Here is a 14118-nt window from a genome sequence, read left to right as displayed (position 1 = left end):
GGTGGGCATGCCTAACCGTATTCTATCGTCGCGGGTGGCGAGGTTCGAATCAGTTGGTGCAGCTGCCGAGGGTGGTCAGTGACTGCGCGGTGAGCCGAAGACTGCTCGACTCCAGCGTAACGCGTGCCCGCTCTGGCGAAATGTCGACGCCGCTCAGTTCGACGCCCTCTGGCAGGTAGCCGGCGACGCAGACCCCGATCGGCGCCTGTTGCAAGATGAGGTTGACCAGGGGTGTGGCGTCGATGTCGCCGACGCCGCTCGTTACGGTGGCTTCGGTGGGGGCGAAGTTCAGCGTGTCCCCGGCGGCGCTGGCGGTGGCCGTCGCGCTGTAGCCGACGTTGAACTCAAACAGTTTCACCGTGCCGGCATAGCTGACGACGCCGTCGCCGAGGGCCATCACGGCGTCGGCGGGCGCGGTGCCGGAAGCCAGCACGAGCTGGTTCAGCGCGGCCTGGTCGAGGTCGAGGGTGGCGGTGAGCGAGCCGATGGCCTTGGCGGTGTTGGTCGACACATCACGGGCAATGACGTGAACGGATGCCGGCACACCGTCGACCGTCAGCTTCGGCGCGGTCAGCTCAATCTGGTCGAAACTTCCGGCGATGAACTGCGCAATGACGGACGTGCCGCCGATCGTGACGTCTATGTCGCCGGTCACGGAAGCGGGCATGCGGTTGCTGATTTCGGATTCGGCCCGATCCTGGGCGAACGCGCGCAGCCCGCTGTCGACGAGAAAATAAGCGACGACAAGCAGAAGGGCGAGCACGCCCACGATGATGAGCGGAACAAGGCCGCGCCGTTTGGTTCTGGCCACTGATTCACTCATGGCGGCTACATCCGCTCCGGGGCGGTGACGCCGAGCAGGCCGAGGCCGTTGCGAATCACCTGGCCGGTGGCGTCGTTGAGCCACAGGCGGGTGCGGTGCAGGTCGGTGACCGGTTCTTCGCCGAGCGGAATGACCCGGCAGTTGTCGTACCAGCGGTGGTAATAGCCGGCGACCTCTTCGATGTAGCGGGCCACGCGGTGGGGCTCGCGCAGTTCGGCGGCCTGGGCGACGACGCGGGGGAATTCCTGCAGCACGCCGAGCAGCGCGGACTCGCTGTCGTGCACGAGTAGCTCCGGTGCGAATACGGTGCGTTCGACGCCGCTGGCGGCGGCGTTGCGGGCTACCGAGCAGGTGCGGGCGTGGGCGTATTGCACGTAGAAGACGGGATTGTCGTTGGTGCGTTTGCCGAGCAGGTCGAGGTCAATGTCGAGCTGCGAGTCGCTGTTCGAGCGCACCAGGGCGTAACGACCGGCGTCGACACCGACCGCGTCGACCAGGTCGTCAAGGGTGACGATGGTTCCGGCCCGCTTGCTCATGCGCACCGGTTCGCCGTCCTTGAGCAGGTTGACCATCTGGCCGATCAGAATCTGCAGGTTCACTCCGGGCTCATCACCGAAGGCCGAGACCATCGCCATCATGCGGCCGACATAACCGTGGTGGTCGGCACCGAGCATGATCAGGCACTGGTCGAATCCGCGCTCGCGCTTGTCGAGGTAGTAGCCGAGGTCACCCGAGATGTAGGCGGGTTCGCCATTGGAGCGGATGATCACCCGGTCGCGATCGTCGCCGAAGGTGGTGGTGCGCAGCCAGATGGCGCCATCGGCTTCGAAGATGTGGCCCTGGTCACGCAGGCGCTCGATGGCACGGTCAACGGCGCCGGATTCGTGCAGCGAATCTTCATGGAAGTAGACGTCGAAGTCCACGCCGAAACCGTGCAGCTTCTCTTTGATCTCGGTGAACATGAGATCGACGCCGATGGAGCGGAACACCTCTTGCTGCTCGTCGCGGGGCAGGGCTGCGACGTCACCGTCATACTTCGCGAGCACGTTGGCGGCGATGTCGCCGATGTACGCTCCGCCGTAGCCGTCTTCGGGGGTGGGCTCGCCGAGGTAGCTCGCGAGCACGCTGCGGGCGAAGCGGTCAATCTGCGACCCGTGGTCGTTGAAGTAGTACTCGCGGGTCACGTCGGCGCCCTCGGCCTGCAGCACGCGGGCCAGGCTGTCACCGACGGCGGCCCAGCGCACGCCGCCCATGTGGATCGGGCCGGTGGGGTTGGCCGAGACGAATTCGAGGTTGATCTTGAGGCCGTCATACAGGTGGCCGGTGCCGTAGACACTGCCCTGGTCGACGATGGTTTTGGCGAGGGCGCCGGCCGCTGCCGCTTCGAGGCGAATATTGATGAAGCCGGGGCCGGCGATTTCAACGGAGGCGACATCCGCCAACTGTTCGAGACCGGCGGCCAGTTCTGCCGCGATTTCACGCGGGTTGGCGCCGAGTGGTTTGGCGATCTTCAGCGCGATGCTCGAAGCCCAGTCGCCGTGGTCGCGGTTGCGCGGGCGTTCGACGGCGACGTCGGCGAGGGTGAGTGCGAGGTCTACTCCAACGGTGTCAGCCTCACGTCGGCGTTCGCTGACGTCCTGAATGAGGTCGAAAAGGGACTGGGAGAGTTCGGCAGGAGTCACTGCTCAATCGTACCGGCCCCCTCCTGTTGGTAAGGTCAACGCGTGACTGATACACGCGTCTACCCCCATTCTGCTCGTACCGCTGCACGTTCTGCCGCTCACCCTGCGCGCCGACGAACTGGCTTGGTGCTCGCGGGCGGGGCCCTGTTCGCCCTCGTTCTGACCGGGTGCAGTGGCGCCGATGAGCCGACTGCTTCAGGTTCCGCGACCGCGACGAGCGGGGCATCCGCTGACCCGTCTGAGAGCGCAGCGCCCTCGTCGTCTCCGACTCCGACTCCGGAGGCGACCGGCTCTCCGATCGCGCAAACCTGCGGCGACCTGCTCACCCTGCAGAATGTCTACGATTTCAACCCGAATTACGGCACCGCGCCCGACTATTCGCCCAGTACTGACAGCCTGGTCGAGACCGCCGCGACCTACAACGGACTGACCTGCGGCTGGTCAAACCAGTCCAGCGGCGAACTGATCGAGGTATCGGTCGTGGCCCCCAACGCCGTGTTGATGACCACACTTAAGCAGAAAGCGGATGCCGACAGCCAGGCCGTGCCGACCTACGGCACCCCACCGGCCGTCGACGGATTCTTTACCTACGCCGGCGGCAGTGGCCAGGCCCAAGTCTTCACCGGAACGTATTGGGTGACCATGAGCTCGCCCGCGTTCTACAACGAGCCCGGCGCGGCCGAAGGCCTCATGTCGGCTGTACTCGGCCACCTCGGGTAGCACGTTCTCGCGGTGGGTCTTGGCGGCCGGGTCATGATGCTAACCTTGAACCACCCTGGCCCCCATAGCTCAGGGGATAGAGCACTGCCCTCCGGAGGCAGGGGCGGCAGTTCGAATCTGCCTGGGGGCACACACTTAAGTTTCGCGTAATTACGCGGAACTAAGCATCTTCCGCCGCTTCCCCTGATGTCGGCAAATCGTGGTTTGCCCACAGTTTGCTCACAATCGTTTTCATCGTTGAACGACGGCCCCGACGGCCGCCTGCGCGTCGCCCTCTCAGATATGACCGGGCCTCGTCGCTCCGACCCTCGCTGGGCGGCTAGAGACCGACCTCGATTTAATCGGTCTGACGCAACAAAGCGCGGAACAGGCCGGGCAATTGCTGCAGTCTGCCGTCGCATCCGCTCGCCTGACGGGGCTGAGTTGGGAGCGTATCGGACAACGGCTTGGAATGAGTCCGCAAGCAGCACAGCTCTCGCGTGATGTCATAAAAGGTGGCAGGAGAATGACCGCCTCACAAGCGCATGGCCCCCGCTCGGAGTTGCAACCACGCGGCGAGTCGATCGTCGGCGCGCTCGAGCTTGATGCCGTGCGCCTGCGTAGCTCGCCGCAAACGGTGCCGTACTGTGTTCTCGTGCACGCCAAGCTCGGTGGCGGCGAGCGCCACATTACCAAAACACTGCAGCCAGACCAATATCGTCTCGGCGATCGGTCGGGTTGAAGCAGAATCCCATAGAGCCGAAATTGCCGGGTCACGCAGCTCAGATGAGGAGCCAAACAACTCGGCGCAGCCTTCGATCACTAGCAATGGCCGCAACGCCTCGACTGTGAGAATGCGCGCAATCCCCGGGTCGTTCGATTTCGTCGCTGAATCAATTAGTCGATCCGCGAGCGCCCGGGTAGACGCAACCTCCCCGGAACGAAGGGCTGGCCCTGCAAGTGCGACGCGCGTACCCGGAAGTACGAGACGGTCCAGGAGCGGAAGTAGAGCGGTAGCGGCCTGATGCACCGTAGCAATGGCGGTAGCGGGCAGAAGCGCGTAAACCCGGCCTCGATGGGCGACGGCGACGGCGTCGGGCCGATCCAGCCAAAGATAGCGCAGCGCGGCAGTACGCAGTTGGGAAAGCGCTACCGGATCTTCGCTTGGCAGCGCAAAGACGAGCAGCGTGGCGCCCGACTCCTCCGGGATCCCCAGCTCAGCGAACTCGCTGCCTGTGGTATCGATGCCGGTGAGGAGAGAGCGTAGTCGGTCCTCTCGGGGGCGTTGATTCGCTTCGCGCAGCCTGAGATCGTCGAGCAAGAGGGCACTAGCGAGCGTGGCCGCTCGTCGGATCGCGCTCTCGCGTTCAGGACTGAGCTTTGGACTCGGATGGGCATCGATCGCCCACACGCTGCCGAGCGGCACATTTCCGGCTCGAATTGCGATGGCGACCCGTGGCTCCTCCTCATCAAGGCGTGGGTACACGACGGGGCCTTCGGTTCGCAGAACCGTGCGGTATTGGTCATCGTTGAAAAGGGACTCTGGTACCTGCCGAGAGAGAATTCCGTGGGTGCGCAGCGTGTCAATGACCTGCCCCGGCACCGATGAATAGGCGAGAATACGACGATCCAAATCTTCGATCGCGACGGATCCGCCGAACACCTCGGCAAGCTCGTTCGCGATAGCGAACAAGGGTTCCCCCTGACCCCGCCCCTCCGGCGCAGACTCCTTATGCGCGGCTTCACCGAGGTAGCGAGTGAGTTGGCCGTCGAGCAACCGCCAGCTGATCCGATCTGCGACACGAATGATCGGCAGACCACTCGTCTCTGAAACGGCGGCGAGCGCCGGAATCCGTTCAGGGCTGCTCTTAAGGGCGATTCCCGCAGCCCCAGCCGCGGCCGCGGCTGCGGCAAGCGCACCGAGCCGGGCGGAACTCAGCGAAGACGCTGAGGGGAGCAGAAAGAGCATGCCACCGGCGTCGAGTAATTCATCGGATACGTCTAGAAACTCAGTGCCGGTGACGGCCGCAGCACCCGTTGCTCCGCCTACGGACTGCGCAGTACGCGGGCCGAGTAGGGCCAGTAAGGCATCGAGTTCGACGCGCGCAACCGGTGACGCGGGCATTCGCCGGGGCTGAAACGACCGCAGCGGCGTTGTCGGAATACCTGAAGTCATACGGTAAATATATGCGAAATCAACAATGTTTCCATGGAATTTGAAAAGTATTCTTGGCCGAGCGACACCGAAGTCGCCTGAAAGAGGAAATTCCATGACCGTCCACCAACCTGCCCCTCCCGGCTCCCGGCTCGGCGAGCTGTGGCGAATCCTGCCCGAGGAGAGCGGCACGACCGCCGATGGCGTGCTGGAGATAGGCGGCGTCACGGTAACCGAGCTCGCCGAACGCTTTGGTACTCCGCTGCACATCTACGACGAGACGGGACTACGCCGTCAGATCCGTCGATTCATTGATGGGCTGAGCTCCCGCTGGCCGAACTCCGAGGTGCTCTACGCCTCGAAGTCTCTGCCGGCCGTCGGTATGTACCGCATTGCGCAAGCGGAGGGCCTTTCGGTCGACATCGCTGGAGGTGGCGAACTGCAGCTTGCCCTGGCTGGAGGGGTGGATCCTGAGCGGCTCTACTTCCACGGCAACGCAAAGACCGATGCCGAGCTCACGATGGCCCTCGACGCGCGCGTGGGAACGATCATCGTTGACAACGAGGACGAACTCGACCGGCTTGAGAGACTGCTCACCCGATCGCAGCGATTGCTGTTGCGCGTCATTCCAGGCGTTGAAGCCAAGACCCATGCCTCACAGGCAACCGGCGGGCTCGAGTCGAAGTTCGGCCTCCCCATGGATCAGGCTGCTCACGCAATAGAGAGGATGAATGCACACCCCCTGATGGAGTTTTTCGGAGTGCACCTGCACATCGGCTCCCAGATCCTCGATACAGACCAATTCGCCGAGGCGGTTGAGAAGATATCGTCCGTTGGCACCTTTGATACCTACGACGTGGGCGGCGGCCTCGGCATCAATTACACCTATGAAGAGGAGGCACCGTCCGTTGAGGAGTACCTCGATCGGATTGTCGCTGCCGCAAAATCACACCTGCCGCCAGACGCCAGAATCATGATTGAACCTGGCCGCTCAATCGTGGCCCGGTCGGGAGTCACTCTCTACCGGGTGGTCTCGGTGAAACGCACCGGCCACACCTTTGTGGCGGTTGACGGTGGCATGGCCGACCAGTTGGATATCGCCCTCACGCAGCAGCGCTATGAGGCCATCATCGCTGACCGACTGCATGAACCCTGGAGCGAGAACGTTCAGCTCGTGGGAAGACAGTGTGAGTCGGGTGACCTGCTCGTAGATGGTGCCCAGGTGCCGCCAGTTAGCGTCGGGGATCTTGTCGTCATGTCGGCAACCGGTGCCTATGCCTACACGATGTCCAACAACTACAACGGCGCACTGAAACCCGCCATCGTGTTCGTGCGGGACGGTGAAGCTCGCCTTGCCGCGCGCCGCGAAACCTACGACGACCTACTCGCCACTCACGCCCCCGCGATCGCGGCGGCGAAACTCTAAAAGAAAGTCAGGAAGACGATGACGTTTTCACGCAAGCTCACCCTGCTCGGTTCCGGCACCGTACTTGCGGCGCTCTTACTCTCCGGATGCTCGACCGGAACTGGCGATGAAGGCTCGGGTGGTGGCCGAGAATTACCCACCGGTGACGAGGTTACGACTACCGCCGATTCGGCTCTGCACGCGCTCCTTCCTGAAGACATTGTCAAGAAGGGCAAGATCGACATCGCCGTCGATATCCCCTTCCCGCCTATGGCAATGTTTGACGACAACAATCGCAAGATCGGCTTCGACCCCGAATTGGGTCGGCTACTCGGCCAGAAGCTCGACATCGACGTGTCCCTGAACAAGCAGGCCTTCGACTCCGTCATCCCATCGCTGCAAGCTAAGAAGAATGACATCATCATGAGCGGCATGAACGACACTCCCGAACGCCAAGAGACGCTGCGCTTCGTGGACTACTCAATGGGCGGATTTGCGATCTTGGTTCCCGAGGGCAACCCGAAGAAGGTCGGAACTCAGCTTGACCTGTGCGGTAAGACCGTCGCGGTGCAGAAGGCAACCGTGCAGGGCGACCTGCTTCGCCAAATGGACTGCGGATCGAGCCCGGTAACCGTAATGGAATTGCCACTTGACACTGATGCCCAGACTGCTCTGCGTGCGGGTAAGAGCGATGCTTATGTCGCCGACGCCGTCGTCGCCGAATACGTGGCCGTGACCGTCGAGGATGGAAAGGCCTTCGAGGTCGTGCGCGATCCGAAGAACCCCGCAGGATTCAACCCCGTGTACAGCGGTATCGGGATACTGCAGGACCGCAGCGATCTGATCGATGCAGTTCAGCAGGCCCTGCAGGCGCTCATCGACGATGGTAGCTACCAAGCCGTACTCGAACGCAACAATATCGCTGCCTACGCAATCGAATCAGCTGAGGTCAACCGGGGAGCGGCTCAGTAATGACAATCGCAAACCATGCCGCCCCGACACAGTCGGGAGGGACACCGGTCGCCGACCCAAACGACCATGATGTGGTCGCGATCCCGCTGCGCCGCCCATGGCGAATCATTAGCGCGATCGCCGTACTGTTCATCCTCGCCGCGTTTATCAGTTCGGTGGCGACGAACCCGAACATCGACTTCGGCACCGTGGGAACCTTCATCTTCGATAAGCGGATCGTTGAGGGCGCCTGGCTGACCATCGTGATCACCGGAATCTCGATGGTGATCTCGACCGTTCTTGCCGTCATCGTCGCTGCGATGCGTCTCTCGTCCAACCCGGTGCTCAGCTCGGTGTCGTGGTTCTATGTCTGGGCCTTTCGTGGCACCCCCCTGCTGGTGCAGATAGTGCTCTGGGGCTACCTCGGACTGCTTTACGAAAAGCTCACTCTGGGAGTTCCCTTCACCGGAATCGTCTTCTGGCAGATCGGGACCAACCAGTTGGTTACCGCGTTCGTCGCCGGACTGCTGGCCCTCACCCTGAATCAGGCCGCCTACTCTTCAGAGATCGTGCGCGCCGGCATGGTGTCCGTGGACGAGGGACAGCGGGAGGCTTCCTACTCGCTCGGAATGTCCCCGTTGTACACTTTTCGACGAATTTTGCTTCCCCAGGCCATGCGCGTGATCATTCCGCCGATGGGAAACGAACTCATCTCGATGCTCAAGAACACCTCGCTGCTTTCGGTAATCGCCGTGCTCGAACTCTACACACAGGCTTCGATGATCTCCGCGCAGAATCTTAAGCAGGTCGAACTGCTGATCGTTGTGAGCGCCTGGTATCTGTTCATGACCAGCGTGCTCTCCATTCCTCAGTACTACCTTGAGCGGCGCTTCGGTCGGGGCACCAGTCGTTCGCTGCCGCCCACGCCATTCCAGCGAGTGAAACAGGCTTTCGTGAGCCGGCGCATTCCTGGCCCTGAGCCCACGCCTGAGACAACCCCGATTGGAGTGCAACGATGACGATCACCTCGCCCGCTCAGACCGCCGCTACCGGCGAAGCGCTCGTACAAATAAAGCGAGTGCGAAAGAGTTTTGGCGCCCACCAGGTGTTACGCGACGTCTCGCTCGACGTGCCTTCAGGCACGGTGACGGTGCTGCTTGGACCGTCAGGCTCTGGCAAATCGACGCTGTTACGCTGCATCAACCACCTCGAGACCATCGACGGTGGGCGCGTGATAGTTGACGGCGAGCTGATCGGTTATCGCCAAGCCGGTCACAAAATTCACGAAATGACCCCGAAGCAGATCGCGCAACAGCGTCGCAGTATCGGCATGGTGTTTCAGCGCTTCAACCTGTTTCCTCATCTCACCGCGCTAGAGAACATCACGGAGGCGCCCATCGGAATTTCGGGGAAGCCGAAGGCTGCATCAAAGGCCCGCGGACTCGAACTGCTCGATCGGGTAGGGCTCGCAGATTTCTCGAGCCACTACCCTGCGCAGCTTTCGGGCGGACAACAACAGCGCGTCGCTATCTCTCGGGCGCTCGCCATGGATCCAAAGCTCATGCTGTTTGATGAACCGACATCAGCCCTTGACCCGGAACTCGTCGGCGACGTGCTCGACGTTATGCGCGAGCTCGCGAACTCAGGAATGACCATGATCGTGGTCACCCACGAGATCGGCTTTGCCCGCGGCGTTGCGGATCAGGTTGTCTTTATGGACGGCGGGGTTGTGGTCGAAGCAGGAAGGCCCGGTGACGTGTTCGATAATCCTCAACGCCAACGCACCAAGAACTTTTTGGAAAGCGTGCGATAGGACGGCGACCGGCAGCGTCCTGCGCGGGACCGTGAGTCTGCTTCAGAGGGCAGCCCAGACCTGGGCTATCGGGATCTCCCGGTGCAGAATGTTCGATGCTGCGCGGTGGCCGGAGCAGAGGGCCGCGGTGACGGTCGCTGGGTCGTCCGTCCAGGTGGCCTCACCGGCGATGTGCAGCACCCCGCCGATGGGCGTTGCGAGGTCGTCGTGGTCCGCTGTCGTGGAGCCAGGAATCATGTAGGCGTAAGAACCGTGGGCGAAAGGATCGTCCTGCCAGGCGGTGATGTCGACCCGGGTCGGCTGCTCAGCCCGTGGGCCATAGAGTCGCCGAAGTTGCGCGAGGACCGAGTCGACAACCTGCTGTTCTGACCACTCGCGAATCTCGCTGGCTACCGGACCGGCTGCAAAGGTCAACAGTGTCGGCGTTCCGTGCAGGGCCGTGAGATCGTACCAGGAGTGCCACCGGCGCCCCTCGGGTCCTTGCTGCCGAATCGCATACACTTCGTCGTCCCAGAACTTGCTCGCAAACCGCAGAAAAACCTTCTCGAAAGCGTTCATCGTGAGGCGCCCCAGGGCGCCCGCGTTCGGTTCGGGCAGGGCCGGTTCGATGGTGAAATCCGTCGACTGGAGCACGCCGATCGGCACGGTCACGACCGCATTATCCGCCGTCAGCGTGCCGCCCGGTGTCGTGACAGAAACGCCCTTCGTCGACCAGCGCACACGGGTGACGACGTGGTCAAAGCGGATGTCCAGCCCGGCCGCCAGACGCCCTGGCAGCTGGTCATAGCCGTTCGGGAAAACCACTTCGTCGCCGTCGATGAAATCGTCGTCGAGGCCGTGCGCGGCAAGGTCCTCGATCCCCGCCCCGTATTGCTCCTCGCTTCGGTGCTGCAGAAATTCCCGCACGCGTTCCGAGCGTTCATCGCCCCAGCCTTGGCTGGCCAGCGCCGTCTCGGTCACGTGCAGGTAGGAGTCATCCGCTTTCGAAGCGGCGACCGCCGTCAGGAGCGCGGCGTCGACCACTCGCACGTCGTCAGCGAAGGCCCGCGCGGCATCATCACCCAGTCGTTCACCGCTCGGACCGTAGTAAGCGATCGGGCGGCTGTCCGGCTGGTAGCCGCCCACCGTAAACTCCACGGTCGGCAGCCCGAATGCCTCGGCCGCTTCCGCTACGGGGTTGGCGGTTATACCGTGGATCCAGGATGCGCCCAGGTCGGTGACCAGCCCGTCAGCGCGGTCTGTACACACACGGCCGCCGACGCGGTCGCGGGCCTCGAGCACTACGACGCGGCGGCCGGCCTGTGCCAGCAGCCGGGCGGCGGCCAGCCCCGCCACCCCGGCGCCAACCACGATCGTTTCGATATGTTCCATGCCTAACCTTAATTCTCGCAGCGATATACGCTGAACGACCCGGCGAGTTCGCGCGAAAGAGGCTGGCCCACCCAACGCTGCTACATCCCCGGCACGCGAAGAAGCCCCGGTCGCGTGACCGGGGCTTCTTCGTTACTGCAGTTGGAGTCAGTGGCTGCTCAGGGCCGGTTCGTCAAACTGGTTGCTCGTGTTGTTCACGCCGCCAGCCTTGAGGGCTGCAGCACCGGCGAAGTACTCCTTGTGGTTGTCACCGAGGTCAGATCCAGACATGTTCTGGTGCTTGACCGTGGCAATTCCCTCACGAATTTCGCGACGCTGCACACCCTTGACATAGGCGAGCATGCCCTGGTCGGCGAAGTAGCCCTTGGCCAGGTCATCCGTGGAGAGCGCGGCCGTGTGGTACGTCGGCAGGGTGATGAGGTGGTGGAAGATCCCAGCCTCTTTCGAGCTGTCGCGTTGAAAGGTACGGATCTTCTCGTCGGCGTTCTGGGCCAGTTCGGTCTCGTCGTAGTCGACGCTCATGAGCTTGGCACGATCGTAGGCGGAGACGTCCTTGCCCTCGGCGAGGAGCGCGTCGTAGGCCTGCTGACGGAAGTTCAGGGTCCAGTTGAACGACGGGCTGTTGTTGTAAACCAGCTTGGCGTTGGGGATTTCCTTGCGAACTTCGTTCATCATGCCGGCGATCTGGCCGATGTGCGGCTTCTCGGTTTCGATCCACAGCAAGTCAGCACCGTTTTTGAGCGACGTGATGCTGTCGAGTACGCAGCGGGCCTCGCCGGTTCCGGCGCGGAACTGGAACAGGTTGCTGGCCAGGCGCTTCGGGCGAAGCAGCTTGCCGTCACGCTTGATGACGACATCGCCGTTGCCGAGGTCGGCTTCGGTGATCTCGTCGACGTCGAGGAAGGAGTTGTACTGGTCGCCCAGGTCGCCGGGAGTGTAGGTCACGGCAAGCTTCTGCGTGAGGCCAGCACCGAGGGAGTCGGTGCGTGAGACGATGATGCCGTTTTCAATGCCGAGCTCAAGGAACGCGTAACGAACGGCGTTCAGCTTGGCGATGAAGTCTTCGTGAGGAACGGTGACCTTGCCGTCTTGGTGGCCACACTGCTTCTCGTCCGAGACCTGGTTCTCGATCTGGATGGCGCAGGCTCCGGCCTCGATCATCTTCTTGGCGAGCAGGTAGGTAGCCTCGGGGTTACCGAAGCCGGCATCGATGTCGGCGATGATCGGCACGACGTGGGTCTCGAAGTTGTCGATCTGGGTCTGGAGCGCAGCTGCCTTGGCGTCGTCGCCGACGGTGCGGGCGTTGTCGAGACCGGTGAAGAGCAGGTCGAGTTCGCGAGCGTCGGCCTGGCGGAGAAAGGTGTAGATCTCCTCGACGAGGGCAGGAACCGTCGTCTTCTCGTGCATGGACTGGTCGGGGAGCGGACCGAATTCGCTGCGCAGAGCGGCAACCATCCAGCCGGACAGGTAAAGGTAGCGCTTGTTCGTCGTCTTGAGGTGCTTCTTGATCGAGATCATCTTCTGCTGGCCGATGAAACCGTGCCAGACGCCCAGCGACTGGGTATAAACGGAGGAGTCAGCGTCGTACTCCCCCATGTCCTTGCGCATGATGTCTGCCGTGTACTGAGCGATCTCGAGGCCGGTCTTGAACCGGTTCTGCGCGCGCATGCGGGCGACGGACTCGGGGTTGATGGCGTCCCAGCTGCTTCCAACCTGCTGCTTGAGGGCCTCGATGCCTTCGATGTCTTTCTGGTAGACAGTCATGTTCTTTCCTTCGACGTGTGTGGTGGGCTGAGCCGGGACTACTGACTCGGCGGGCCGCAATCGGCTGCTAAATCAACATTGACGCAAGAACAACCGCTTTTCTTAGGAATGTTGGCCAGAAGAAGTGCCATTCTTCTGCAATTGAAAAGTTATTCGGGGGGAAGAGCCTGATCGGGCCAATAGCCCGGTACGACGATCACCAGGAGACAGCATGGGCACCGATGGCAGGACTCAAGACCGGCGGCCGTATCGATGCCGTCCTCGATCATCTCGATGCCGCAGGCGGGGCACTCGGGGAGGTCGGTCACCGGCCGGGCGCTTTCAAGCCAGCGCCGCACAGGGGAACGACCACCGAGCCGGCCGTGAGCAGGGTCGCGGCCACCCTCCAGGTGGGGCTGTCAGCGTCATAGGTGTGGTCTGCCGCCGCACGTACCGCGGCGAAACAAACCGCGGAGGTCGGCTCGACGTAGAGTCCCTCGGCGGCCAGGTGCTGCCGTGCGGCCGCGGTCTGCCGGTCAGTGACGGCGATGACCGTGCCGCCGGTGGCGCGTACGGCCGCCAGAATCTGCCGACCCCGGGGCGGCGCCGCAATGGCGATGCCCTCGGCGATTGTGGCACCGCCCTCAACGGGCACGGGGGCGTCGAGCCCCTGCGCTACGGCCTGTTCGAGCGGTGAGCAAGCGGATGCCTGCACCGCGACGATCCGCGGCATCCGCTCGGCGAGCCCCGCGGCTACCAGCTCGCTGAAGGCGAGGTAGCAGCCGAGCAGCATCGTGCCGTTGCCGACCGGCACCACCACGGTCTCGGGCAGCGAGCGCCCGCGCTGCTCCCAGATCTCGTAGCCGTAGGTTTTGACGCCGTGCAGAAAATAGGGGTGGTAGACGTGGCTCGCGTACATGACCCCAGGCTGTCCCGCCGCCTGCAGGGCCACCGCGGAGGTATCCGCTCGCGAACCCGGCACCAACTCGACCGTCGCCCCGTGCGCGCGCATCTGCGCGAGCTTGCCCGTCGAGGTGGATTCGGGAACGTACACGGTGCAGCCGATGCCCGCCCGACCAAAATAGGCGGCCATTGCCGTGCCGGCGTTCCCGCTGCTGTCGACCATGGAACCCCGAACGCCGAGCTGTTTGGCGAGCGTCGCGAGCACCACCGCGCCGCGGTCCTTGAACGAGAGCGTTGGCAGCAGAAAATCGAGTTTCAGCTGTACGTGGTCGAGGGCCCGGGAGGGCACGAGCGGCGAGAATCCCTCCCCCAGCGTGATGGCGGGGTCGACCTCGATCGGCAGCGCCTCGGCATACCGCCACAGCGAGGGGGCGCGGCCGGGCAGAGCCGCGGCATCCACTTTTCGGACGAACTCGGCGACGTCGAGCAGGCCGCCGCAGGTGCAGTGCCAGACCAGGCTCTCGACCGGGTAGGTTGCGCCGCAGTCGGAGCAGATGAGGTCAGGCATCTGTC

At 63.1% G+C, this 14118-nt stretch carries 10 protein-coding genes, 1 tRNA gene and 1 pseudogene; 6 read left to right on the top strand and 6 right to left on the bottom strand.

What is annotated here, in order from left to right:
- Positions 1-49: 49 nt before the first annotated feature.
- Positions 50-823: an LmeA family phospholipid-binding protein gene (locus tag QMK31_RS14295; RefSeq protein ID WP_283501622.1), complete on the bottom strand. Its 774-nt coding sequence runs from the start codon at positions 821-823 to the stop codon at positions 50-52.
- Between the two features lie 5 nt (positions 824-828).
- Positions 829-2505, bottom strand: coding sequence for an arginine--tRNA ligase (gene argS / locus QMK31_RS14290; protein WP_283501621.1), 1677 nt, complete (start codon positions 2503-2505; stop codon positions 829-831).
- Positions 2506-2547: 42 nt separating this feature from the next.
- Between argS and QMK31_RS14285 the strand changes: the two genes are divergently transcribed.
- Entirely contained in the window at positions 2548-3225 is a 678-nt protein-coding gene (locus QMK31_RS14285; protein WP_283501620.1) for an iron ABC transporter ATP-binding protein, read from the top strand.
- A 58-nt stretch (positions 3226-3283) separates the two neighbouring features.
- Positions 3284-3355, top strand: a tRNA-Arg gene (locus tag QMK31_RS14280).
- Between the two features lie 384 nt (positions 3356-3739).
- Here the strand turns inward: QMK31_RS14280 and QMK31_RS14275 are convergent.
- On the bottom strand, positions 3740-5380 hold the full coding sequence (locus QMK31_RS14275) for a PucR family transcriptional regulator (protein ID WP_283501619.1): 1641 nt from the start codon (positions 5378-5380) through the stop codon (positions 3740-3742).
- 94 nt (positions 5381-5474) lie between these two features.
- Here QMK31_RS14275 and lysA point away from each other — a divergent pair, with 94 nt between their 5' ends.
- Genes lysA through QMK31_RS14255 form a run of 4 tightly spaced genes read left to right on the top strand, consistent with a single transcriptional unit; the run spans position 5475 to position 9528 of the window.
- Positions 5475-6785, top strand: coding sequence for a diaminopimelate decarboxylase (lysA, locus tag QMK31_RS14270; protein WP_283501618.1), 1311 nt, complete (start codon positions 5475-5477; stop codon positions 6783-6785).
- 18 nt (positions 6786-6803) lie between these two features.
- Positions 6804-7736, top strand: a complete 933-nt coding sequence (locus QMK31_RS14265) for an ABC transporter substrate-binding protein (RefSeq protein WP_283501617.1) — start codon at positions 6804-6806, stop codon at positions 7734-7736.
- Positions 7736-8734, top strand: a complete 999-nt coding sequence (locus QMK31_RS14260) for an amino acid ABC transporter permease (RefSeq protein ID WP_283501616.1) — start codon at positions 7736-7738, stop codon at positions 8732-8734. Before QMK31_RS14265 ends, QMK31_RS14260 begins: the two co-directional genes overlap by 1 nt.
- On the top strand, positions 8731-9528 hold the full coding sequence (locus QMK31_RS14255) for an amino acid ABC transporter ATP-binding protein (RefSeq protein WP_283501615.1): 798 nt from the start codon (positions 8731-8733) through the stop codon (positions 9526-9528). The genes QMK31_RS14260 and QMK31_RS14255 overlap by 4 nt, the downstream gene beginning before the upstream one ends.
- A 42-nt stretch (positions 9529-9570) precedes the next feature.
- Here QMK31_RS14255 and QMK31_RS14250 read toward each other — a convergent pair.
- The 3 genes and pseudogenes from QMK31_RS14250 to QMK31_RS14240 all read right to left on the bottom strand — a co-directional run.
- Positions 9571-11001 (bottom strand): annotated as a pseudogene (locus tag QMK31_RS14250) (flavin monoamine oxidase family protein); the annotation flags it as partial.
- A 45-nt stretch (positions 11002-11046) separates the two neighbouring features.
- Complete coding sequence (locus QMK31_RS14245; protein WP_283501614.1) at positions 11047-12663, bottom strand: isocitrate lyase; 1617 nt, start codon at positions 12661-12663, stop codon at positions 11047-11049.
- 304 nt (positions 12664-12967) lie between these two features.
- Positions 12968-14113 carry a threonine synthase gene (locus QMK31_RS14240; protein ID WP_283501613.1) on the bottom strand — a complete coding sequence of 382 codons (1146 nt, stop codon included), beginning with the start codon at positions 14111-14113 and terminating at the stop codon, positions 12968-12970.
- Between the last annotated feature and the right edge of the window lie 5 nt (positions 14114-14118).

This window comes from Cryobacterium sp. PH31-O1 (assembly GCF_030063455.1).
Lineage (GTDB): Bacteria > Actinomycetota > Actinomycetes > Actinomycetales > Microbacteriaceae > Cryobacterium.
This window is presented reverse-complemented; position numbering and strand designations above follow the sequence as displayed.

What these genes read in the sequence shown, in the direction of transcription:
- QMK31_RS14295 (WP_283501622.1), bottom strand. Translation starts at nt 823, where the DNA reads ATGAGTGAATCAGTGGCCAGAACCAAACGGCGCGGCCTTGTTCCGCTC.
- QMK31_RS14275 (WP_283501619.1), bottom strand. Translation starts at nt 5,380, where the DNA reads ATGACTTCAGGTATTCCGACAACGCCGCTGCGGTCGTTTCAGCCCCGG.
- lysA (WP_283501618.1), top strand. Translation starts at nt 5,475, where the DNA reads ATGACCGTCCACCAACCTGCCCCTCCCGGCTCCCGGCTCGGCGAGCTG.
- QMK31_RS14265 (WP_283501617.1), top strand. Translation starts at nt 6,804, where the DNA reads ATGACGTTTTCACGCAAGCTCACCCTGCTCGGTTCCGGCACCGTACTT.
- QMK31_RS14260 (WP_283501616.1), top strand. Translation starts at nt 7,736, where the DNA reads ATGACAATCGCAAACCATGCCGCCCCGACACAGTCGGGAGGGACACCG.
- QMK31_RS14255 (WP_283501615.1), top strand. Translation starts at nt 8,731, where the DNA reads ATGACGATCACCTCGCCCGCTCAGACCGCCGCTACCGGCGAAGCGCTC.
- QMK31_RS14245 (WP_283501614.1), bottom strand. Translation starts at nt 12,663, where the DNA reads ATGACTGTCTACCAGAAAGACATCGAAGGCATCGAGGCCCTCAAGCAG.
- QMK31_RS14240 (WP_283501613.1), bottom strand. Translation starts at nt 14,113, where the DNA reads ATGCCTGACCTCATCTGCTCCGACTGCGGCGCAACCTACCCGGTCGAG.